This is a genomic window from Micromonospora sp. NPDC048898, assembly GCF_043198035.1.
GTDB lineage: Bacteria > Actinomycetota > Actinomycetes > Mycobacteriales > Micromonosporaceae > Micromonospora.
The window spans coordinates 1,198,027-1,220,259 of the sequence record NZ_JBICUF010000001.1; the positions used below are offsets into that span (position 1 = coordinate 1,198,027).

The window sequence follows — 22,233 nt, forward strand, 5'->3', positions numbered from 1 at the left end:
GGCCAGCGTGCCGGCCGCAGCCCTTAGGGTGATCAGCGAAGGCCACGTCCCGGGCGGGCCAGGCAGGAGGCAACGACGTGAAACTGCTCGTCACCGGGGGCGCCGGCTTCATCGGCAGCGTGGTGACCCGGATGCTGCTCGACGCGGGTCACCAGGTGGTCGTCCTGGACGACCTGCGCACCGGGCACCGCGAGGCGCTCGCCCCGGACGCGACCCACGTCGAGGCGTCCATCCACGACGCCGCCCGCGTCCTCACCCGCGACGCCGGGTTCGACGGGGTGCTGCACTTCGCCGCCCTGATCGCCGCCGGCGAGTCGATGGTCAAACCGGAGCTGTACTGGCAGAACAACACGGTCGGCAGCCTCGCCCTGATCGACGCGGTCCGGGCCGCCGGTGTGCCGCGGATGGTCTTCTCCTCCACCGCCGCCGTCTACGGCAACCCCACCGAGCTGCCGATTCCGGAGACCGCCGTCAAGGCGCCCACCAACACGTACGGCGCCACCAAGCTCGCCGTCGACATGGCGCTCACCTCCGAGACGATCGCGCACGGGCTGGCCGCCGTGTCGCTGCGCTACTTCAACGTCGCGGGTGCCCACCTCGACGGCGACATCGCGATCGGCGAACGGCACGACCCGGAGACGCACCTGATCCCGATCGCGCTGGAGGTCGCCGCCGGCCGACGGGAGAAGCTCCAGCTCTTCGGCGACGACTACCCCACCGTGGACGGCACCTGCGTCCGGGACTACATCCACGTCGCCGACCTGGCCCGCGCGCACCTGCTGGCACTGGACGCGGCCACCGGCGGCCAACACCGGATCTACAACCTGGGCAACGGCAACGGCTTCACCAACCGCCAGGTCGCCGACGTGGTCCGCGAGGTCACCGGGCACCACCTGCCCGTCGAGGTGGCCCCGCGCCGCGAGGGTGACCCGGCCGAGCTGGTCGCCTCCTCCGCGCTGGCCCGCGACGAGCTGGGCTGGGTGCCGCAGAAGCCGACCCTGCACGACATGGTCGGCGACGCCTGGGCCTTCTACCGCGCACACGTCCTGGAGCAGCAGCCGTGACAGACCCCACGCGTGCCGTGGCCGACCGGGCCGCGGCCGGCTTCACCACGCGGTACGGCGGCCAGGCCGCCGGCCGCTGGGCGGCTCCCGGCCGGGTCAACCTGATCGGCGAGCACACCGACTACAACGAGGGGTTCGTGCTGCCCTTCGCGCTGCCGTTGCAGACAGTCGTCGCCGCCGACCGGCAGGACGCGGAGCAGTGGACGGTCTGGTCCGAGCTGTCCGACGAGACGATCACCTTCGGGGCGGACGACGTCGCCGAGGCAGGTCGGGTGACCGGCTGGGGCGCGTACGTCGCCGGGGTGGTCTGGGCACTGCGCGAGGCCGGTCAACCGGTGCCGGGCGCGCGGCTGGCCATCGCCTCCGACGTGCCGCTGGGCTCCGGGCTCTCCTCCTCGGCCGCGTTGGAGTCGGCCGTGCTGGCCGCCCTGCTCGACCTCGGTGGGCTGGAGCTGCCCGCGGAGCTGCAGCCCCGGCTGGCGCAGCGGGCCGAGAACGTCTACGTGGGCGCGCCGACCGGGATCATGGACCAGTCCGCGGTGATCCGCTGCCGTGCCGGGCACGCCCTCTTCCTGGACTGCCGCGACGAGTCGGTCGAGCAGATCCCCTTCGACCTGGACGCCGCCGGCCTGGCGGTGCTCGTCATCGACAGCCGGGCACCGCACCGGCACGCCGACGGTGAGTACGCTGCCCGCCGCCGTTCCTGCGAGGCCGGAGCCGCCGCGCTCGGCGTCGCCGCGCTGCGGGACGTGAGCGTCGACCAACTCGACACCGCGCTGGCCCAACTCGACGACGAGGAGACCCGGCGACGGGTCCGACACGTCGTCACCGAGGACCAACGCGTACTGGACACGGTGGCACTGCTGCGCGCGGCCCGGGTCCGCGACATCGGCCCCCTGCTCACCGCGTCGCACGTCTCCATGCGCGACGACTTCGAGATCACCGTGCCGGAGATCGACACGGCGGTCGAGGCGGCGTTGGCGGCCGGCGCGCTCGGTGCCCGGATGACCGGCGGCGGCTTCGGCGGCTGCGTCCTGGCCCTGATCGACGCCGACCGCGCCGACGAGGTGGCCGCCGCCGTGACCGCCGCGTACGCCGAACGAGGCTTCACCGCCCCCGGCACCCTGACGGTCCTCCCCTCCCCCGGCGCCACCCGCCTGCCCTGACCGGTGGGTTGGTGATCGTGCTCGAACATGGAAGTAGTGGCCTCGCCCGGTGGGTGAGGCCACTACTTCGTGGATCGAGCGCGATCTTGCCGCAAACCGGGGGAACGGGGCCGGGTTAGCCGGCTTCGACGATCATGGCGGCGCCGACCGTGCGGTTGGTGGTCTCGTCGATGATGACGAAACCACCGGTGGTGCGGTTGCGGCGGTATTCGTCGGCCAGCAGCGGCACCGTCGTCCGCAGCCGCACCCGGCCGATCTCGTTGAGCCGCAGCTCGTCGGCCGACTCGTCGCGGTGCAGCGAGTTGATGTCCAACCGGTAGTGCAGCCCACGCACGATCGCCCGTGCCGAGCGGGTGGTGTGCTTGATCGCGTACCGACCGCCGACCCGCAGCGGGGCTGTCTCGTCCATCCAGCAGACCATCGCCTCGATGTCCTGCGCGACCGCCGGTGCGTTGTTCGGCCGGCAGATCAGGTCACCCCGGGAGATGTCGATCTCGTCGGCCAGTCGTACCGTCACCGACATCGGGGGGAACGCCTCCGGCACCGGCCCGTCGGCGGTCTCCACGGCGGAGATCCGGCTGGTGAAGCCGGACGGCAGCACCATCACCTCGTCACCCGGCTTGAGCACGCCGGAGGCGACCTGACCGGCGTAGCCGCGGTAGTCGGTGACGGTCGTCGACTGGGGGCGGATCACGTACTGCACCGGGAACCGGACGTCGACCAGGTTGCGGTCACTCGCGATGTGCACCCGCTCCAGGTGGTGCAGCAGCGACGGGCCCTCGTACCAGGGCATGTTCTCCGAGCGGGCGACGATGTTGTCACCGCGCAGCGCCGAGATCGGCACCACGGTCAGGTCGGGTGCGTCGAGCTTCGCGGCGAACGCGGTGAACTCGTCGGCGATCCGTTCGAAGACCTCCTGCGACCAGTCCACCAGGTCCATCTTGTTGACACAGAGGACCAGGTGCGGCACCCGCAGCAGGGAGCACAGGAACGCGTGCCGGCGGGACTGCTCGACCAGGCCCTTGCGGGCGTCCACCAGGATCAACGCCAGATCGGCGGTGGAGGCGCCGGTGACCATGTTGCGGGTGTACTGGGTGTGCCCCGGGGTGTCGGCGATGATGAACTTGCGCCGGGGGGTGGCGAAGTACCGGTACGCCACGTCGATGGTGATGCCCTGCTCCCGCTCGGCCCGCAGACCGTCGGTGAGCAACGCCAGGTTGGTGTATTCGTCACCGCGGGCCGCGCTGACCGCCTCGACGGCGGCCAACTGGTCGGTGAAGAGCGACTTGGTGTCGTAGAGCAGCCGACCGATGAGTGTCGACTTGCCGTCGTCCACGCTGCCGGCGGTGGCGAACCGGAGCAGGTCCATCGCCCGCGCCTCGGCGGCCGGGGCCATCATCTCGGTGCTCATCAGAAGTAGCCCTCCCGCTTGCGGTCCTCCATGGCGGCCTCGCTGACCCGGTCGTCACCGCGGGTCGCGCCACGCTCGGTGATCCGGGTGGCGGCCACCTCCTCGATGACCTTCTCCACGGTGTCCGCGTCGGAACGGACCGCGGCGGTGCAGGAGGCGTCGCCCACGGTGCGGTAGCGCACCTGTGCCTTGAACCGCTCCTCACCCGCGCGGGGGCGGAAGAACTCGTTGACCGCGTAGACCATGCCGTCGCGCTCGATCACCTCACGCTCGTGCGCGTAGTAGATCGAGGGCAGCGGGATGCGTTCCCGGGCGATGTAGTGCCAGACGTCCAGCTCGGTCCAGTTGGACAGCGGGAAGACGCGGATCGACTCACCCGGGTGGTGCCGGCCGTTGTACAACGACCACAGCTCCGGCCGCTGGTTCTTCGGATCCCACTGGCCGAACTCGTCGCGGAAGCTGAACACCCGCTCCTTGGCCCGAGCCTTCTCCTCGTCGCGCCGGGCACCCCCGAACAGCGCGTCGAAGCGGTGTTTCTCCACCGCGTCCAGCAGCACCGGCGTCTGGATCCGGTTGCGCATCCCGTCGCCGGACTCCCGGACCATGCCGCTGGCCAGGGCCTCCGGCACGCTCGCCACCACGAGATGCAACCCCAGCTCGGCGACCCGCTGGTCGCGGTATTCCAGGACCTCGGGGAAGTTGTGCCCGGTGTCGACGTGCATGACCGGGAAGGGAATGCTGGCCGGAGCGAACGCCTTCTGCGCCAGCCGCAGCATGACTATCGAATCCTTGCCACCGGAGAAGAGCAGCACCGGGCGTTCCATTTCGGCGACCACCTCGCGCATCACGAAGATGCTCTCCGCCTCCAGGGCGTCCAGGTGGGAGACCCGGTAGGCGGCGGGGGTGGTCATGACACCGGCTCGATTCGCTCGATCATCCGATTTCCAGACCTTTCCGGTCGGACATGTCAAGAAAGTGCCCTCAGGCTACCCGGAATGTCTCTGCAACGCTGCAAGCAACCGAGTGGCGAGATCCTTGCGACAGACCAGCAGGTCCGGCAGGCGCGGATCCGCCTCGTTGTATTTCAGCGCAGAACCATCGATCCGGGAAGCGTGTAGTCCGGTGGCCGTCGCCACAGCCACCGGTGCCGCCGAGTCCCACTCGTACTGACCACCGGCGTGAATGTAGGCGTCCACCTCGCCGGTGACCACGGCGGCGATCTTCGCGCCGGCCGAGCCCATCGGCACCAGATGCGCCCCGACGTCCTCGGCCAGGTCGGTCAGGAAGACCGGCGGCCGGCTCCGGCTGGCCGCCAGGCGGATCTTCCGCTCGCCGGCGGTCGCGGCCTCCACAGTCATCGGCGGGTACGCCGGCGGGTAGTCCGTGCCCAGCACCCGGTGCTGCGCCGGCAGCCCCACCGCCCCCGCGACCAGCCCGTGCGGGCTCGGCGCGTTACGCGCCCAGAGCGCCACGTGCACCGCCCAGTCCGAGCGGCCCTCCTCGGAGAACTCGCGGGTGCCGTCCAACGGGTCGATGATCCACACTCGGTCCGAGGTCAACCGCGACACCGCCCCGGTGTTCACCTCGGCGGCCCAGGCCAACCGCGACCCCTCGTCCTCCTCGGAGAGCACCGCGTCGCCCGGCCGCCACTTCGCCAACTCCGTGCGGATCAGGTCGTGCGACACCTTGTCCCCGGCCGACTTCAGCGCGCCGGTGTCCGCGAAGCCCATCTCGGCGCGCAGGTCGAGCAACGCCTGCCCGGCCCGGGACGCCAACCATCTGGCGAACGCGCCGTCGATCATCGGAGGACTGGTCATCTGCCCGCTCCCGTCGCCTCGCCGCGACCCGTGCCCGCACGGACCGATTCGCCGCGACCCGCGTCGTGGTCGCGGCACGCCGAAAGGCGCAGACTACCGGCCAACCGTTTCCGATCCGGTACGCCCCGCCCGACTCAGCCCCCGTGGTAGAGGTTCTGCGTCGGCTCCACACCCTTGACGATCACCGACTCCACCACGTCGGCGGCCCGGTCGACCAGGAAATCCAGCTCCTTGCGCTCTGCCGTGCCGAAATCCGACAGCACGTAATCCGCCGGATCCTGCCGCCCCGGCGGTCGGCCGACGCCGAACCGCACCCGGACGTAGTCCTTCGTGCCCAACGACTTCGACATCGACCGCAGGCCGTTGTGCCCGCCCTCGCCGCCGCCGAACTTGACCCGCACCTGGCCGAACCCGATGTCCAACTCGTCGTGCACGGCGATCACCTGCGTCGCCGGCACCTTGTAGAACTGCGCCAGCGCCGCCACCGGCCCGCCGGATAGGTTCATGTACGTCAGTGGCTTCGCCAGCACCAGCTTCGGCCCACCGAACCCCAGCCGCGCCTCGCCCACCTCGGCCACCGCCCGCTTGTGCCGGCCGAACCGCGCACCCAACCGCCCGGCCAGCAGGTCGGCCACCATGAACCCGACGTTGTGCCGGTTACCGGCGTACTCCCGACCCGGGTTGCCCAGGCCGACCACCAGCCACGGCCCCGCCACCTCGTCCGTCACGACCCGTCCCTCTCGCCGTCCATCCCACCGGATACGCCGACAGGCGCTCCCGAACGTCCGGGAGCGCCTGTCGCAAAGCTGGAACCGATCAGGCCTCGGTGCGCGCCTCGGTGGTCTCTTCGCCCTCGGCGGTGTCCGCGCCCTCGGAGCCCTCGGTGGTCTCGCCGACCTCGGCCTCGGCCTCGTCGGTGGCGGCCTCGACCTCGGGCAGCGTCGCCTCGAGCTGCTCGGCGGTCGGGGCGGCGGTGATCGACGCGACGGTCAGCTCCGAGTCGACGGCCAGCTCGACGCCGGTCGGCAGCTTGACATCGCCGGCGGTCACCAGGGTGCCCGCCTCCAGGCCCTCGATCGACGCCTCGAGGTGGTCCGGAACCTTGGTGGCGTCCGCGGTCACCGAGAGGGTGTCGTGGTCGTGCACGATCAGGGTGTCGCGGGCGGCCTCGCCGGTCAGCTGGACCGGGACCTCGACGGTGACCTTCTCGCCCCGGCGGACCAGGATCAGGTCGACATGCTCGAAGGTGTCGCGGATCGGGTCACGCTGGATCGCCTTCGGCAGCGCCAGCACCTGGGTGCCGTCGGCGATGTCGATCGCGAAGAGCTGGTTGGCACCGCCCTTGCGGATCGCGGCGGCGAACTCCCGCGACGGCAGCGCGATGTGCTTGGGCTTCTCGCCGTGACCGTAAAGCACGGCGGGCACCTTGCCGGCCCGGCGGGTACGGCGGGCACCACCCTTGCCGAACTCGGTGCGGGGCTCGGCGCTGATCTTTACCTCGGACACGGGGAAACTCCTGATGCTTTCGCTGCGGCGGCTTGTCGTCTGGCGGTGCTGGGGCGAGGGGCTCGCTGGGGCTCATGCGTCATGAACGACTGCCCGGAGCACCGCGTCGATGACGGTGCCTCCGTGCGGCGCTTTATCAGCGGCCCGCCGGGCACCCTCGCCGTGGCAACCGCACCAGTCTACCCGAGCTGTTTCCAGGGTTTCCGGCAGTCCCCGTTCACGGCTCCAGACCGGCGCGTCGGTGGTTTCCACCAGCGCGCCGGCCTCGTTTTGCGTCAGTCTGCCAGCCCCGTTCCCCCACTGGGCTCGGGCTCAGCTCAGACCACCGAACAGGGTGGTCACCGAGCCGTCGTCGAAGACCTCCCGGATCGCCCGCGCCAGCAGCGGCGCGATCGACAGCACGGTCAGCTTGTCCAACTGCTTCTCCGGCGGAAGCGGCAACGTGTTGGTCACCACGACCTCGCTGATCGAGCTGTTCTTCAGGCGCTCGGTGGCCGGGTCGGACAGCAGCGCGTGGGTGGACGCGACCACGATCTCCGCCGCCCCCGACTCCTTGAGGATGTCCGCGGCCTTGGCGATCGTGCCACCGGTGTCGATCATGTCGTCGACGATCAGGCAGACCCGACCCTCGACCTCGCCGACCACCCGGTTCGCCACGACCTGGTTCGGCTTCATCGGGTCACGGGTCTTGTGGATGAAGGCGAGCGGGCAGCCGCCCAGCCGGTCGGTCCACCGCTCGGCCACCCGCACCCGGCCCGAGTCCGGTGCCACCACGGTCATCGGCCGGCCGGCGTACTTGTGTTCCACGTACTCGGCCAGGATGTCCATCGCGAAGAGGTGGTCCACCGGGCCGTCGAAGAAGCCCTGGATCTGCGCGGTGTGCAGGTCGACGGTGAGGATGCGGTTGGCGCCGGCGGTCTTCAGCAGGTCCGCCACCAGGCGGGCCGAGATCGGCTCCCGACCACGGTGCTTCTTGTCCTGCCGCGCGTACGGGTAGAACGGCAGCACCACGGTGATCCGCTTGGCCGACCCCCGCTTCAGCGCGTCCACCATGATCAGGGTCTCCATGACCCAGGTGTTCACCCCGTGCGTGACGGACTGCACCACGAAGGCGTCCGAACCACGCACCGAGTCCTTGAACCGTACGAAGATCTCACCGTTGGCGAACTCGTACGCGTCGGCCGGGGTCGGCGCGACGCCGAGCACCTCACCGATCTCCTTGGCCAACTCCGGAAAGCCACGTCCGGAAAAGAGCATCAGGCTTTTGCGGTTTTCGGCGACGATGCTGCCCATGGGCCCGTCTGCTCCCGTTTTGTCGGCGGTACCCGACCCGGTGGTGGTGGGTCAGGGACTATTCGGTTGCAGTATCTCCCGTGCCGGACGCGCCGCCCACCGTCTCGGTCACCCCGTGGATTGCCTCACTGTCGCTTGCGGGGCGGGCCACCTCCGACGCACCCTCGGCACCGCGCACCGCACGCTCGGCAGCCGCCGCGGAGATCGTTCCGGCCCGCTTGCGCGCCACCCAGCCCTCGATGTTGCGCTGCGGCGAGCGGGTCACCCCGAGCGCGCCCGGCGGCACGTCCTGAGCGATCGCGCTGCCCGCCGCCACGTACGCCCCGGCACCCACCTCGACCGGCGCGATCAGGCTCGTGTCGCACCCGACGAACGCGGCCTCGCCCACGACCGTGCGGTGCTTGTGCACGCCGTCGTAGTTGACGAAGATCGTCGCCGCGCCGATGTTGGCCTTCGCGCCGATCGTCGCGTCACCCACGTAGCTGAGGTGCGGCACCTTCGCACCCGGGCCGATCTCGGAGTTCTTCACCTCGACGAACGTGCCGACCTTGGCCTTCTCGGCCAGCTGGGCGGCGGGCCGCAGGTACGCGTACGGCCCGACGCTGGCACTCGCACCGACCTCCGCGCCGACGGCGTGACTGCGGATCACCGACGCGCCGGGGCCGACGATCGTGTCGATGAGCGTGACGTCCGGCCCGACCAGCGCTCCCGCACCGACGACCGTGCCGCCGCGCAACTGGGTGTTCTGGTCGATCACCGCGTCGCGGTCCAGTGCCACCGTCACGTCGATCCAGGTGGTCACCGGGTCCAGCAGGCTCACCCCGGTGCGCATCCACGCCTCGTTGACCCGGTCGCGCAACAGCCGGCGCAGCGTCGCCAGCTCCACCCGGTCGTTGCAGCCCAACGTCTCGGAGTGGTCGACGGCGACGTGCACCGCCACCGGCTCGCCTGCCGAGCGGAGCAGACCGAAGACGTCGGTGAGGTATTCCTCGCCCTGGTCGTTGTCGGTGGAGAGCTTGCCCAGCGCCGCACGCAGCCGCACCGCGTCGAACGCGTAGATGCCCGCGTTGATCTCCCGGATCGCGCGCTGCGTCGCGTCGGCGTCGCGTTCCTCGACGATCTGCTCCAGCCGGCCGTCGGCGTCCCGGACGATCCGCCCGAGGCCGGTCGGGTCGGGCACCTCGGCGGCCAGCACGGTAGCCGCCGCGGCCGCCTCCTCGTGCGCGGTCACCAGCGCGCCGACCGTCTCGGGGCGTAGCAGCGGCACGTCCCCGTTGATCACCACGACCGTGCCGGCGCCCTCCGGGACGGCGTCCAGCGCGATCCGCACGGCGTGCCCGGTGCCGAGCTGCTGGGCCTGGAGCACCGGTGTGGCGTCCGGAGCAACCTCGGACAGGTGCGCCCGGACCTGGTCGGCGCCGTGCCCCACCACGACCACGGTCCGATCCGCGGCCAGCGGCGCGGCGGCGCTCAACACGTGCCCGAGCAGCGTCCGACCGAGCAGGGGGTGCAGCACCTTGGGCAGTGTCGACTTCATCCGCTTGCCCTCACCGGCGGCGAGCACGACGACGGTACGAAGGTGAGGCTGGGGCACGACGTGGCTCCCGTCGGGACGGCGGACACTCTCGCGGCCATGCTAACCGCGGGGCCCGGCACCTTCCCCTCTTACCCCCACCCGAACCTAAAACGGACGTAGGGGGCAGCTCGGCCGCCAGGGTTCGAACCTGAAATACGGGTACCAAAGACCCGGGTGTTGCCAATTACACCACGGCCGATCAGCGACGCGAGGACGTCGCGCGGGTGACGGACATCCCGCCGCTACACCTTAGCGCCCCGGCCGCCGGACGCCATCGCTCATCCCCGCCAGCCCAACCACTGATCGCCCCACACAGCCGCCGCCAACCGTCCAGACGCCGGGCCACCACGTGCCCACCACCCCGATGATCATGGCGTTATCGCCCAACCCGCCGACGACACGCACAGATAACTCCATGATCAACGCACCGGGGCGACGCCGTCGCCTGAATGGTGCCTCACCTGCGAGTTTGGCCGGGTACGCGAGGGCTTTTCGAAACTTCCCCGTGCGATCTACGGTGCCCTAAGTTACGGTGACGTAGGCGTAGCTTCGTGACCGTCCCCCGTCCCCCTGCGAGGTCTCATGTCCACCACACTGCTCGATCCCAACCCGCCCGCCAGCGGTCCCAAACCACTCACCGACGGCAGTCAGGCCAACGGCATCCTGGCCGCCCTCTGGGCCTTCGTCGTGATCCCCTTCGTCGCCCTGCTGGTTGCCGTGCCGGTCGCCTGGGGCGGCTGGCTGGGCTGGAGCGACGTGATCATCGGCTCGGTCTGGTACGTCGTCTCCGGGCTCGGCATCACCGTCGGCTTCCACCGCTACTTCACGCACGGCTCGTTCAAGGCCAAGCGTTGGCTGCGGGTGACGCTGGCGGTGGCGGGGTCGCTGGCGGTGCAGGGCGAGATCATCCAGTGGGTCGCCGACCACCGGCGCCACCACGCGTTCTCCGATCTGGAGGGTGACCCGCACTCCCCCTGGCGCTTCGGCACCAGCTTCTGGGCGTTGACCCGGGGCCTGTTCCACGCGCACGTGGGCTGGCTGTTCCGGCGGGAGTTGTCCAACCGCGAGCGTTTCGCGCCGGACCTCATCGCCGACCGGGACATCAGCCGGGTCGACAGGCTCTTTCCCGCGCTGGTGGCGATCTCGCTGCTCGGCCCGGCGCTGATCGGCGGTCTGGTGACCTGGTCCTGGCAGGGCGCGCTCACCGCGTTCTTCTGGGCCGGGCTGGTCCGGATCGGCCTGCTGCACCACGTCACCTGGGCGATCAACTCGGTGTGCCACGTCTACGGCGAGCGTCCGTTCGCGATGCGCCAGGGCGACCGCGCGTCGAACTTCTGGCCGCTGGCGATCCTGTCGTTCGGCGAGAGCTGGCACAACCTGCACCATGCCGACCCCACAAGCGCGCGGCACGGCGTGCTGCGCGGCCAGGTGGACATCTCCGCCCGGGTGATCTGGTTGTTCGAGAAGACCGGCGCGGCGACGCAGGTGCGCTGGCCAAAACCGGAGCGCCTCGCCGCGAAGCTGGTGAAGCCGGTCGCACCCCGGTAAATCCGGGCGGTGCGTCAGGATGACGCCTGGCAGGATGGCCGGATGACCGAGCGACGCGGGGGGACCGGACGGCTCGGCAGACGGGGGCCGGGCCCGATCCGGGTCCGGTCGGACGGCGCGGCAGGGCGGTCGGACCGCCGGCCAGTGAGGCGACGACGTGAACGGGCACAGCGGAGGCACCATTCCACGGCAGGGCGTCACCGAGCGCCAGCTAGGCGGCGACATGCCTGAGGTCACCGATGGTGACAGCGTCGGCGGCCGACGGCTGACACCGTCAGCCCCGGCACCCAAACCCAAACCGACCTCCCGGGTCCGCATGTCGGCGGCCCAGCGCCGCGAGCAGTTGATCGCGACCGGCCGGCAACTCTTCGCCGAGCGTGGCTTCGACGCCACCTCCATCGAGGAGGTGGCGGCCCGCGCCAAGGTCTCCAAGCCGGTGGTATACGAGCATTTCGGTGGCAAGGAAGGGCTCTACGCGGTGGTGGTGGACCGGGAGGTCCGCGCCCTGCTCGACCGGATCACCACGGCGTTGACCGCCGGGCATCCACGGGAGCTGCTGGAGCAGGCGGCGCTGGCCCTGCTGACCTACATCGAGGAGGAGACCAGCGGCTTCCGGGTGCTGGTCCGCGAGTCCCCGCTGATGTCCGGCACGGCCAACTTCAGCAGCGTGATGAACGACGTCGCACACCAGGTCGAGCACATCCTGGGCGCCGAGTTCAAGAGCCGGGGGTACGACCCCAAGCTCGCCGAGCTGTACTCGCAGGCGCTGGTGGGCATGGTGGCGTTGACCGGCCGCTGGTGGCTGGAGGTGCGCAAGCCGCGCAAGGAGACGGTGGCGGCGCACCTCGTCAACCTGGCCTGGAACGGGTTGTCGCACCTGGAGGCGAAGCCGACGCTGATCACCGCCCGGCGGCACTGACCATCCGTCAGCGGCGGTGCACGTCGGCCACCGGGTGCTTGCGGTTCTCCAGCTCCGCCTCGGCGTGCTCCGGCGGGCCGACCTTGTCGTAGAGGCCGGTGCCGAGCAGGATCAGGCCGAACAACATCGACACGATCACCGTCGACATCGAGAAGTTGAGGAAGTTCGCGCCGGTCTGCAGCACCGACATCGTCAGGATGCTGGTCACCAGGAACACCACGCCGGCCGTGAGGTTCATGTAGTGGCCGAGGTTGGTGCGCCGTGACGCCCCGATGATCAGGACGACTCCGAAGACCACCGAGGCGAGTGAGAAGGCAAGGTTGGTCCGCAGCCCGAGGGCCCAGGTGCTGTTGCGGGCGAAGAGCGGGTCACCAATCGTCTCGGCGACGCCCCAGACGCCGAACACCAGGATGTAGACGCCGATAAGACCGGAGAGGACCCGGTAGAGCGGCCGTGCCGGATGGTTGACCGGAAAGTGCGGCATACCAGACCCCATCCACCTGAGTTAGACCATTTCAGGAGGATTGTCGCCCAACCAAGAGCCAACTGTCCGAAGAACCAGAAAGCCGGAAAGGGTCCGCCGAATGGCTGGACCAGGTCAGGCTTTCGCCGGAGCCCGAGCTGCGCAGGGATCAAGCCTGACCGCCCGGAGCAGTTCGGGCTCCGGCGAAAACCCACAACCGCAACCACTAAAGCTCAGAGAACAAGCCGAGCCTTCTGGAAAGCCTCCGCCTCCTCCTCCGAACCGACCTTGCCGTACATGCCCACCATGAGCAGCACCAGGGCGACAGTCATCACGACGATGACGGTGACGATGCTGAAGTTGAGGACATTGGCGTCGGTCCGGATGAAGGCGAGGCTGGCCAGGCTGATCACCATCAGGGCGTACGACAGCCACTGGTTGATCGCCACGTCGATGTTGCGCCCGAGCGCGGTGCCGACCAGCACGACGACCCCGAGCAGCACGCTGAGCAGCCCGAGGCCGAGGTTCGTGCCCTGACCGAGGACCCGGGTGTCGTCCTGGGCGAGGATCTCGTTGCCGGTGCTCGCGATGATGCTGAGCACACCGAAGACCACCAGGTACAGACCGGTCAGCCCGCCGATCGCCCGGTAGATCGGCCGCGCGGGGTGGTTGACGGGGGTGTGGGCCATGTCTGAGTCTCCAACGCCGTGGGGTAGGTGTCGCCGACGATTGTCCCGCATGTGGCGGTGTGACGCCGCACACGGCCCCCGGGCCGGTGCGTCCGGCCCGGTCAGCTCTCCGGAAGCTCCTCGGCGAGCGTCATCCAGGTCTCCTCGATCCGCTCCCGCTCGGCGCGCAGATCCTTGAGCTGGGTGTCCAGCTCGGCAACCCGCGCGTAGTCGGTGGCGTCCGCGGCGAGCTGGTCGAGCAGCGTGGTCTCGCGCTGGTCGAGCTTGCCGAGCTGCCGTTCCAGCCGGGTCAGCTCCTTGCGGGCCTGGCGGACCTCGGCGGCGGACATGCCACCTCCCGAGGCCGCGGCGGACGCGGCGGACGACGTGCCGCCCGCCCGCGGAGGGCCGGCCCGCTCCGCGGTCCGGGCGAGGTACTCGTCCACACCGCCGGGCAGGTGCACCAGTCGGCCGTCGCCGAACATCCCGTACGCCGTGTCGGTGACCCGCTCGATCAGGTAGCGGTCGTGGCTCGCCACGATGATCGTGCCGGGCCACGAGTCGAGCAGGTCCTCCAGGGAGGCGAGGGTGTCGGTGTCCAGGTCGTTGGTGGGCTCGTCGAAGAGCAGCACGTTGGGCTCGCCGGCCAGCAGCCGCAGCATCTGCAACCGGCGTCGTTCCCCACCGGAGAGGTCACTGACCGGGGTCCAGAGGCGGCGGTCGTCGAAGCCGAACACCTCGGCGAGCTGCGCGGCGGAGACCTCCCGGTCGCCGAGCTGCACCCGGCGGGCGACCTCCTCCACGGCTTCCAGGACCCGCAGGTGCCCGGGCAGCTCGGTGAGCTCCTGGGAGAGGAACGCCGGGCGCACTGTGGAGCCGGTGTTGAGGCGGCCGCCGTCCGGTCGGGTGATGCCGGCGAGCATCCGCAGCAGCGTGGTCTTGCCGGCGCCGTTGGCACCGAGGATGGCGATCCGGTCGCCGGGGCCGACCAACCAAGTGACGTCGCGCAGGATCTCCTTCGGGCCGGCGTGCAGCTCGACGCTCTCCAGCTCGTACACCTGCTTGCCCAGCCGCGAAACCGCCATGCGCTGCAACGACATGGTGTCGCGCGCCGGCGGCACGTCGGCGATCAACGCGTTCGCGGCGTCGATGCGGAACTGCGGCTTGGAGGTCCGGGCGGGCGGCCCCCGGCGCAGCCAGGCGATCTCCTTGCGGAGCAGGTTCTGCCGGCGGGCCTCGGTCGCGGCGGCGACGCGCTCGCGCTCGGCGCGGGCGAGGGTCCAGGCGGCGAAACCACCCTCGTAGGCGCGGACGGTCTGGTCGGCGACCTCCCAGGTGTTGGTGCAGACCGCGTCCAGGAACCACCTGTCGTGGGTGACCACGACCAGGGCGCCCTTGCGGCCGACCAGGTGCCGGGCCAGCCAGTCGACACCGCCGACGTCGAGGTGGTTGGTGGGCTCGTCGAGAATGAGCAGGTCGGAGTCGCGGACGAGGAGCGCGGCGAGCGCCACCCGACGGCGTTCGCCACCGGACATCGGGCCGACCGGCTGGTCCAGGCCGAGGTGCGGCATGCCGAGGCCGTCGAGGATGGCCCGCACCCCGGAGTCGCCGGCCCACTCGTGCTCGGCCCCCATGCCCTCGGCGAGCCAGGCGGTGCCGAGCACCACGTCCCGGACGGTGGCCTCGGGGGCGAGGGTGAGCTGCTGCGGCAGCCAGAGCACACGCAGGTCCCGGCGGTGGGTCACCCGGCCGTCGTCGGGGTCCTCCTGCTTGGTGAGCAGCCGCAGCAGGGTGGACTTGCCGGCGCCGTTGAGGCCGACCACGCCGATCCGGTCGGCGTCGTCCAGGCCGAGCGAGACGTCCGTGAGCAGCCGCCCCGCGGCGCCGTACCCCTTGGACACCCGGTCCAGATTGACGATGTTCGCCACGTTCCACCCTTCATGATCAAGGCGTCCCGGTGCCGGCGGGCACCTGGACGCCTGCCCCAAGGGTACGCGGCCCCGCCCTCCTCCCGCGATCTTGCACTTACTGTCGCGACGTAAGGGGACAATCCACCTCATCTCGGCGACCGAAAGTGCAAGATCGGCGGGGCGTGGGGGCGGCGGGGCGTGGGGGCGTGGGGTCAGCCGACTCGGGCGCCGGCTACCGGGCCGTGTGCGACCCGGGCCTGGCGGCACACGCCGGCGGCGGTCAGCTCGGCGGCGATCCGCTCCGCGTCGGCCGCGTCGGCGGCGAGGAACACGCAGGTCGGCCCGGAGCCGGAGACGATGCCGGTGAGCGCACCGGCCGCCTCGCCGGCCTTGAGCGTGTCGGCCAGCGCCGGGCGCATGGCCAGCGCGGCGTCCTGGAGGTCGTTGCCGAGCGTCCGGGCCAGCACCCGGGGGTCGCGTTGGCGCAACGCACCCAGCAGCGCGTCGGTGCTGCCCAGTGGTGCACCAGCGGCACCGGAGTCGCGGAGCCGGTCCAACTCCCGGTACGCGGCCGGGGTGGACAGGCCGACGTCGGCGATCGCCACCACCCAGTGCCAGGAGGTGGGGCGGACCAGCACCGGGCTGACCGCCTCGCCCCGGCCGGTGCCCAGCGCGGTGCCGCCGTAGATCAGGAACGGCACGTCGGAGCCGAGGTCGGCGGCGATCCCGGCCAACTCGTCGCGGGACAGCCCGGTGCCCCAGAGCGCGTCGCAGGCCACCAGCGCGGCGGCCGCGTCGGCGCTGCCACCGGCCAACCCACCGGCAAGCGGGATCTGCTTGCGCAGGTGCAGTCGGGCGTGTGGCAGCACGCCCGCGTATCCGGCGAGGGCGTGCGCGGCGCGGATCACCAGGTTGGTGTCGTCCAGCGCCAACTCGCCGGTGCCCTCGCCCTCCATGGTCAGGGCGAGCGTGTCGCCCCGGCGGGCCGTCAGCTCGTCGTAGATCGAGATGGCGTGGTAGACGGTGTTCAGCTCGTGGTAGCCGTCGCGGCGCAGCGGGCCCACCCCGAGGTGCAGGTTGACCTTCGCGGGCACCCGGACCCTCACCGGCCCGATGGCCCCGCGCCGCTCGTCCTCGTCGTCAGGTCGCCACGCCTCGGTCACGGGGTGATGTCCCGCACGTGCAGGCGGATGTCGAACGGCTTGGCCACGATCAGCTCCTCGGCGGAGTCGGCGGCCAGCTCGTACCGGCCGTCGACCAGGTCGTACGCGTACACGTGCACCGGATTCTGCTCGATCCGCCAGTAGTGCGGGATCCCGGCATCGGCGTAGTCCGCAGGCTTCTCCAACCGGTCCCGCCGACGCGTGCCGGGCGAGACGACCTCGACGGCCAGCATGACCTGCTCAGCATCGAAGTAGTGGCTGGTGCCAACGAGGGGACGGCGCAACAGCACCACGTCCGGCTCAAGGGTGTTGCGGTGGTTGATCGCCACTCCGATGGCGGTAGCTGGCGACAGATCCAGCGGGGCGTGCTGTCGCAGCCACATCCAGAGCAGGCTGCTGATGTTCTGGTGGTCATAGGTGGGGGAAGGGACCACGACGAGGACTCCGTCACGTAGCTCGACGCGGGGGGCGTCGTCGGGCAGGGCCAGCACGTCCTCGATGGTGTGGTTGGCCAGTCGCTGCCGGACCGGATCCGGACCCCATATCCCCTGGGCGGTGGGCTCGATCGGCTGCGCGGTCACTCGTACACCTCCTCGGCGGGCACGGCGTCAGCCTACTTCGCGGCCCGCGTACCGGCCGGAGCCGACGCGGCGATGGCGGCGAACTGCTCGACGGTCAGCGACTCTCCGCGGGCGCCGGGGTCGACACCGGCCGCGGTGAGCGCGGCGGCGGCCCGGTCCGGGCCACCGGCCCAGCCGGCCAGGGCGGCGCGCAGCGTCTTGCGGCGCTGCGCGAACGCCGCGTCGACCACGGCGAAGACCTGCGCCCGGGGTACGTCGGCGCGGGGTGGTTCGTGGCAGGTGAAGGCGACCAGGCCGGAGTCGACGTTGGGCACCGGCCAGAACACGTTCGGCGGCACCTTGCCGGCGCCTCGGGCGTGGGCGTACCAGGCGAGCTTGACCGACGGGATGCCGTACACCTTGGAGCCGGGACCGGCGACGAGCCGGTCGGCGACCTCCTTCTGCACCATCACCAGGCCGTGCCGCAGGGTCGGCAGCACGGCGAGCAGGTGCAGCACCACGGGCACGGCCACGTTGTAGGGCAGGTTCGCCACCAGTGCCGTCGGTGCGGGGTCGGCCACCTCGGCGGCGGCGATGCGCAGCGCGTCGGCGCGGTGCACGGTGAGCCGGTCGGCGTCCACGCCGGCGTGCCGGGCGACGGTCTCCGGCAGCGCCCCGGCGAGCACCGGGTCGATCTCCACGGCGTGCACGTGCCCGGCGACCGGCAACAACCCCAGGGTCAGCGAACCGAGCCCGGGGCCGACCTCCAGGGCCACGTCGTCGGGGGTCAGCCCGGCGGCGGTGACGATCCGGCGGACGGTGTTCGGGTCGTGCACGAAGTTCTGGCCCAGCTTCTTGGTGGGCGCGACGCCCAGCCGGGCGGCGAGTTCCCGGATCTCCGCCGGGCCGAGGAGACCGGTCATGCCGGGCAGCGTAGCGACGGGGTCGGGGCCGACCGTCGGGCCGGGCTCACCACGGGCCGAAGGCCCGGTCACCGGTGGCGGAGATGGCCGCGCACAGCTCGTCCAGGTCGTTGCCGGTGGTCGCGGCGAGCGCGCGGACGGTGAGCGGGATCAGGTACGACGCGTTCGGCCGGCCCCGGTGGGGCGTCGGGGTGAGGTACGGGGCGTCGGTCTCCACCAGGATCTGGTCCACCGGGGTGAGTGCGGCGGCCTCACGCAGGGCGGTGGCGCTGCCGAAGGTGACGGTGCCGGCGAAGCTGAGCAGGTAACCCCGGCGGACGCACTCGCGGGCGAACTCGGCGTCACCGGAGAAGCAGTGCAGCACCACCGTGTCCGGAGCACCCTCGTCGTCGAGGATCCGCAGCACGTCGGCGTGTGCGTCCCGGTCGTGGATGACGAGCGTCCTGCCGTACCGCTTGGCGATGGCGATGTGCGCCCGGAAGCTCGCTTCCTGCGCGGCCCGCCCCTCGTCGCCGGTGCGGAAGAAGTCCATTCCGGTCTCGCCGATCCCCCGGACCCGGTCGCGGGCAGCGAGGGACTCGATCTCCCGCAGCGCCTCGTCGAGGTCGGTCAGCCGGGGCGCCTCGTTGGGGTGCAGCGCCACGGTGGCCAACACGGCGGGGTACGCCTCGGCGGTGTCCGCGCCCCACCGCGAGGAGGCGACATCCACGCCCACCTGGACCAGCCGGTCCACGCCGACCTTGCCGGCCAACGCGATCGCCACACCGACCGGGTCGTCGGCCGGCCCGCCACCGGGCACACCCGCCTCACTGACCGTGATGTCCAGGTGGGTGTGGCTGTCCAGCACCGGCCGGGGCAGCGGCTCGGGGGCGGGCGGAAACTCTCCGGCCCGCCGGGCGGCACGCTCACGACGGGATTCAGTGGGCTCGCTCATCAGCCACAGCATCACACACCGGGCCTGTCCATCTGCCCGCCACCCGACGTTCACCCCGACTACGCCGCGCGACTCTACCGTCGCCGCGTGAGCGAGCGCAGCGAGCGAACCAGGTGGCACAGCAGCCTGGCGTCTCACGCCGCTGCCGAGCGCAGCGAGGCGGTGGCGTGAGACAGCGAACCGGACAGGGGGAGGTGGCAGCATGAGCGTCACCCCTCAGGTCGGCGCGGCCGGCGAACGCACCGGGTTGCACGTGGCGTTCGGCGGTGGCGTCTACCCGGCCGAGGAGATCGCCCGAGGTGCCGCGTACGAGCTGTTCAGCGCCGACGAGGTGGCCGGCTTCGAGTGGGCGCCCCGACCGGGCAGCGCCCTGCCGTGGCGGCGGTTCGTGCACGTCACCGAGGTGACCGCGGTGCACGGCGCCGGCGAGCCCTCCGACGAGCCGGAGACACCGCTGATGGTGCCGGCGCACCGCGAGCGGGGTTGGGCGTACCTGCACCAGCTCAGCCAGCAGCCGGCCGCGGCGGGGGACCCGACGCTGGCCGCGGCACGGGCGTCGGCGGTGGTCCGGCGGGGCACCCGGATGGTGAAGGTGCTCTCCGCCCAGCAGGTCGCCGGGTACCTGCGGGGCTGGCTGCCGCACGGCTTCTGCTACCGCGAACACGATGTGGCGCACCTGCGTACGCCGGCGGCGACGACGGTGCTGCGCACCGACGGTGAGATCGGCCGGGACGGCCCCGAGGTGACGTACGCGTTGCGCTGGCGGGCGTCCGACCCGGGCGACTACGACGTGCCGGTGGGCGAGGCGCACCGCGGCCTGACCGCGTTGGCCTCCCGCGACCGGCTCGGTGCGCCGGTGCTGGGCACGGGCTTCGTGCCGAGCAACGCGCAGCTCATCCCGGAGTTCGTCACCCGCGACTTCGCCGACCTGCCGATGCCGGCGAACGCCGCCCTGCTCGCCTACCCGGCCGAAGGGGTCGAGGTGGTGCTCTACACCTACCAGGCCGAGCAGCGCGGGTGGCTACGGATGGTGGGGCCGCAGTGGCGGCACCTGCTGACCGCGGTGCCGGGCCTCTCCCCCGACCAGGAGTACGTGCCGAACGCCGACGCGCCGCGCTCCACCCAGTTGGTGGGGCTCTACGGCGACACCGAGTACGAGGCGGTGGCCGACCTGCCCGGCGGGTTCCGGGTGTTGGCGATGACCCGGGCGGCCCGTTACCCGGTCAGCGCGGTGGCCCGCCGGGTCCGGTTCGCGCAGTGGCGGGGCGTGCCGTGCCTGGTGCTGCGGGAGGAGGCCGGCTGGCTGCGGGTGCGGCTGCGCCACCCGAACCCGGACGCGGTGCTGACGACCGGCGCGCAGTGCCACGAACGTGGCGTCTACGAGGCCTGGGCGCCGGGCGCCGAGGTCACCGACGACCAGGTGATGGACGCCCGGTACGCGATGTGACGGCCCCCGGTCGGCAGGATGCCCTGCCGCCCGGGGGCCGGGCGTTCAGTCGGCCAGCCGGGCCAACTCCTCGTCGACGATCGACGGGTCGAGTTTGCGGAACACCGGCTTCGGGGTGGCCAACGGCCGGCCCGCCTCGATCGACACCGACTCCCAGCGCGCGCCGACCGTGTAGTCCCCGGTCAGCACCGGGTACGACGGGCCGCCATCGAGGTCGTCGACCTGCTCGATGACCGGCATCGGCGCGTGTACGCCGGTGCCGCCGAGCAGCTCGTGCACCTGCTGCGCGGAGTGCGGCAGGAACGGGGTGAGCAGCGTGTTGGCGTCGCTGATCACCTGGAGGGCGACGTGCAGGATGGTGCCCATCCGGGGCTTGTCCGCCTCGTCCTTGAGCTTCCAGGGCGCCTGCTCGGACAGATATCTGTTGGCCTCGGCGACCACCTTCATGGCCTCGCCGATGGCCTGCTTCTGCCGGTGCCGGCCGATCAGGTCACCGACTCCTGCGAAACCGGCGCGGGACACCGCGAGCAGCGCCTCGTCGGCCTCGGTGAGCCCGGCCGGGTCGACCGGCGGGATCGCACCGAAGTTCTTCGCCGCCATCGACACACACCTGTTGACCAGGTTGCCCCAGCCGGCGACCAGCTCGTCGTTGTTGCGGCGCAGGAACTCGGCCCAGGTGAAGTCGGTGTCGTTGCTCTCCGGGCCGGCGGCGGCGATGAAGTAGCGCAGCGCGTCGGCGTCGTAGCGCTCCAGGAAGTCGCGAACGTAGATGACCACCTTGCGGGACGAGGAGAACTTGCGCCCCTCCATGGTCAGGTATTCGCTGGAGACCACCTCGGTGGGCAGGTTGAGCCGGCCCAGCTCGCCCGGCTCACCGTCGCGGGAGCCCTCGCCGGAGTATCCGGAGAGCAGCGCCGGCCAGATCACCGAGTGGAAGACGATGTTGTCCTTGCCCATGAAGTAGTAGGAGCGCGAGTCCTTGCCCTCCGCGTCGGTCGACCACCACTTGCGCCACGCCTCCGGGTCGCCGGAGCGGCGGGCCCACTCGATGGAGGCGGACAGGTAGCCGATCACCGCGTCGAACCAGACGTAGATCCGCTTGTCCGGCCGGTCGCGCCAGCCGTCCAGCGGGATGGGCACGCCCCACTCCAGGTCGCGGGTGATCGCGCGGGGCTGGAGGTCGTCGAGCAGGTTGCGGGAGAACCGCAGCACGTTGGGCCGCCACCCGTCCCGGGTGTCCAGCCACTGCCGCAGCACCTCGGCCAGGGCGGGCAGGTCCAGGAAGAAGTGCTCGGTCTCGACGAACTTCGGAGTCTCCCCGTTGATCCGTGACTTCGGGTCGATCAGGTCGATCGGGTCGAGCTGGTTGCCACAGTTGTCGCACTGGTCGCCCCGGGCGCTGTCGTACCCGCAGATCGGGCAGGTGCCCTCGATGTACCGGTCGGGCAGGGTGCGCCCGGTGGACGGCGAGATCGCACCCATGGTGGTCTTCGGCACGATGTAGCCGTTGCGGTACATCCCCTCGAACAACTCCTGCACCACCGCGTAGTGGTTGCGGGTGGTGGTGCGGGTGAACAGGTCGTAGGAGAGCCCGAGGCCGTGCAGGTCCTCGACGATCACCCTGTTGTACCGGTCGGCCAGCTCGCGCGGGGTCACCCCGTCGGCGTCCGCCTGCACCTGGATCGGGGTGCCGTGCTCGTCGGTGCCGGAGACCATGAGCACGTCGTGGCCGGCCATCCGCATGTACCGGGCGAAGACGTCGGAGGGAACGCCGAAACCGGAGACGTGGCCGATGTGGCGGGGGCCGTTGGCGTACGGCCAGGCCACTGCCGCGAGAACGTGACTCATGAGCAGCAAGCCTAGTG

General features: G+C 71.1%; 20 protein-coding genes and 1 tRNA gene. 5 read left to right on the top strand and 16 right to left on the bottom strand.

Annotated features, from left to right (window positions below; translation table 11 throughout):
* The first annotated feature begins 77 nt into the window (after positions 1 to 77).
* Positions 78 to 1,064 (top strand): UDP-glucose 4-epimerase GalE, encoded by a 987-nt coding sequence (galE, locus tag ACGFIQ_RS05615; protein ID WP_393239582.1) that lies wholly within the window; start codon positions 78 to 80, stop codon positions 1,062 to 1,064.
* Positions 1,061 to 2,230: a galactokinase gene (gene galK, locus ACGFIQ_RS05620; RefSeq protein ID WP_393239585.1), complete on the top strand. Its 1,170-nt coding sequence runs from the start codon at positions 1,061 to 1,063 to the stop codon at positions 2,228 to 2,230. The genes galE and galK overlap by 4 nt, the downstream gene beginning before the upstream one ends.
* A gap of 115 nt (positions 2,231 to 2,345) precedes the next feature.
* On the opposite strand, the gene ACGFIQ_RS05625 is transcribed toward galK, so the two are convergent.
* The 8 genes from ACGFIQ_RS05625 to ACGFIQ_RS05660 all read right to left on the bottom strand — a co-directional run bounded on the left by ACGFIQ_RS05625 (position 2,346) and on the right by ACGFIQ_RS05660 (position 10,032).
* On the bottom strand, positions 2,346 to 3,641 hold the full coding sequence (locus ACGFIQ_RS05625; RefSeq protein WP_393239588.1) for a sulfate adenylyltransferase subunit 1: 1,296 nt from the start codon (positions 3,639 to 3,641) through the stop codon (positions 2,346 to 2,348).
* On the bottom strand, positions 3,641 to 4,552 hold the full coding sequence (gene cysD / locus ACGFIQ_RS05630) for a sulfate adenylyltransferase subunit CysD (RefSeq protein WP_393239591.1): 912 nt from the start codon (positions 4,550 to 4,552) through the stop codon (positions 3,641 to 3,643). Before cysD ends, ACGFIQ_RS05625 begins: the two co-directional genes overlap by 1 nt.
* Before the next feature lie 75 nt (positions 4,553 to 4,627).
* Positions 4,628 to 5,458 (bottom strand): inositol monophosphatase family protein, encoded by an 831-nt coding sequence (locus tag ACGFIQ_RS05635; protein ID WP_357075640.1) that lies wholly within the window; start codon positions 5,456 to 5,458, stop codon positions 4,628 to 4,630.
* A 134-nt stretch (positions 5,459 to 5,592) separates the two neighbouring features.
* Entirely contained in the window at positions 5,593 to 6,186 is a 594-nt protein-coding gene (gene pth, locus ACGFIQ_RS05640) for an aminoacyl-tRNA hydrolase (RefSeq protein ID WP_393239594.1), read from the bottom strand.
* A gap of 88 nt (positions 6,187 to 6,274) precedes the next feature.
* Positions 6,275 to 6,964 (bottom strand): 50S ribosomal protein L25/general stress protein Ctc, encoded by a 690-nt coding sequence (locus ACGFIQ_RS05645; RefSeq protein ID WP_393239597.1) that lies wholly within the window; start codon positions 6,962 to 6,964, stop codon positions 6,275 to 6,277.
* Between the two features lie 312 nt (positions 6,965 to 7,276).
* Positions 7,277 to 8,257 (bottom strand): ribose-phosphate diphosphokinase, encoded by a 981-nt coding sequence (locus ACGFIQ_RS05650; RefSeq protein ID WP_357075649.1) that lies wholly within the window; start codon positions 8,255 to 8,257, stop codon positions 7,277 to 7,279.
* Positions 8,258 to 8,315: 58 nt separating this feature from the next.
* Positions 8,316 to 9,851 (bottom strand): bifunctional UDP-N-acetylglucosamine diphosphorylase/glucosamine-1-phosphate N-acetyltransferase GlmU, encoded by a 1,536-nt coding sequence (gene glmU, locus ACGFIQ_RS05655; protein WP_393239600.1) that lies wholly within the window; start codon positions 9,849 to 9,851, stop codon positions 8,316 to 8,318.
* A 109-nt stretch (positions 9,852 to 9,960) separates the two neighbouring features.
* Positions 9,961 to 10,032, bottom strand: a tRNA-Gln gene (locus ACGFIQ_RS05660).
* A 383-nt stretch (positions 10,033 to 10,415) separates the two neighbouring features.
* Here ACGFIQ_RS05660 and ACGFIQ_RS05665 point away from each other — a divergent pair.
* On the top strand, positions 10,416 to 11,381 hold the full coding sequence (locus ACGFIQ_RS05665; protein WP_393239603.1) for an acyl-CoA desaturase: 966 nt from the start codon (positions 10,416 to 10,418) through the stop codon (positions 11,379 to 11,381).
* Positions 11,382 to 11,604: 223 nt separating this feature from the next.
* Complete coding sequence (locus tag ACGFIQ_RS05670) at positions 11,605 to 12,300, top strand: TetR family transcriptional regulator (protein WP_393239606.1); 696 nt, start codon at positions 11,605 to 11,607, stop codon at positions 12,298 to 12,300.
* A gap of 7 nt (positions 12,301 to 12,307) precedes the next feature.
* Here the strand turns inward: ACGFIQ_RS05670 and ACGFIQ_RS05675 are convergent, their stop codons facing one another.
* The 7 genes from ACGFIQ_RS05675 to ACGFIQ_RS05705 all read right to left on the bottom strand — a co-directional run bounded on the left by ACGFIQ_RS05675 (position 12,308) and on the right by ACGFIQ_RS05705 (position 18,933).
* Positions 12,308 to 12,784 carry a DUF4383 domain-containing protein gene (locus ACGFIQ_RS05675; protein ID WP_393239609.1) on the bottom strand — a complete coding sequence of 159 codons (477 nt, stop codon included), beginning with the start codon at positions 12,782 to 12,784 and terminating at the stop codon, positions 12,308 to 12,310.
* 212 nt (positions 12,785 to 12,996) lie between these two features.
* Entirely contained in the window at positions 12,997 to 13,452 is a 456-nt protein-coding gene (locus ACGFIQ_RS05680) for a DUF4383 domain-containing protein (protein WP_393239612.1), read from the bottom strand.
* A 101-nt stretch (positions 13,453 to 13,553) separates the two neighbouring features.
* Entirely contained in the window at positions 13,554 to 15,359 is a 1,806-nt protein-coding gene (locus ACGFIQ_RS05685) for an ABC-F family ATP-binding cassette domain-containing protein (RefSeq protein WP_393239615.1), read from the bottom strand.
* A gap of 194 nt (positions 15,360 to 15,553) precedes the next feature.
* Positions 15,554 to 16,504, bottom strand: coding sequence for a 4-(cytidine 5'-diphospho)-2-C-methyl-D-erythritol kinase (locus tag ACGFIQ_RS05690; RefSeq protein WP_393239618.1), 951 nt, complete (start codon positions 16,502 to 16,504; stop codon positions 15,554 to 15,556).
* Positions 16,501 to 17,085 carry a Uma2 family endonuclease gene (locus tag ACGFIQ_RS05695; RefSeq protein ID WP_357241348.1) on the bottom strand — a complete coding sequence of 195 codons (585 nt, stop codon included), beginning with the start codon at positions 17,083 to 17,085 and terminating at the stop codon, positions 16,501 to 16,503. Before ACGFIQ_RS05695 ends, ACGFIQ_RS05690 begins: the two co-directional genes overlap by 4 nt.
* Before the next feature lie 32 nt (positions 17,086 to 17,117).
* The gene (gene rsmA / locus ACGFIQ_RS05700) at positions 17,118 to 17,987 is read right to left on the bottom strand and encodes a 16S rRNA (adenine(1518)-N(6)/adenine(1519)-N(6))-dimethyltransferase RsmA (RefSeq protein ID WP_393239621.1); all 870 of its coding nucleotides are present in this window, start codon (positions 17,985 to 17,987) and stop codon (positions 17,118 to 17,120) included.
* Between the two features lie 46 nt (positions 17,988 to 18,033).
* Positions 18,034 to 18,933, bottom strand: a complete 900-nt coding sequence (locus tag ACGFIQ_RS05705) for a TatD family hydrolase (protein WP_393239624.1) — start codon at positions 18,931 to 18,933, stop codon at positions 18,034 to 18,036.
* Between the two features lie 190 nt (positions 18,934 to 19,123).
* On the opposite strand from ACGFIQ_RS05705, the gene ACGFIQ_RS05710 reads away from it, so the two are divergent.
* Positions 19,124 to 20,368: a hypothetical protein gene (locus ACGFIQ_RS05710; RefSeq protein WP_393239626.1), complete on the top strand. Its 1,245-nt coding sequence runs from the start codon at positions 19,124 to 19,126 to the stop codon at positions 20,366 to 20,368.
* A gap of 45 nt (positions 20,369 to 20,413) precedes the next feature.
* Here the strand turns inward: ACGFIQ_RS05710 and metG are convergent, their stop codons facing one another.
* Positions 20,414 to 22,216, bottom strand: coding sequence for a methionine--tRNA ligase (gene metG / locus ACGFIQ_RS05715; protein ID WP_393239629.1), 1,803 nt, complete (start codon positions 22,214 to 22,216; stop codon positions 20,414 to 20,416).
* Positions 22,217 to 22,233: the final 17 nt, after the last annotated feature.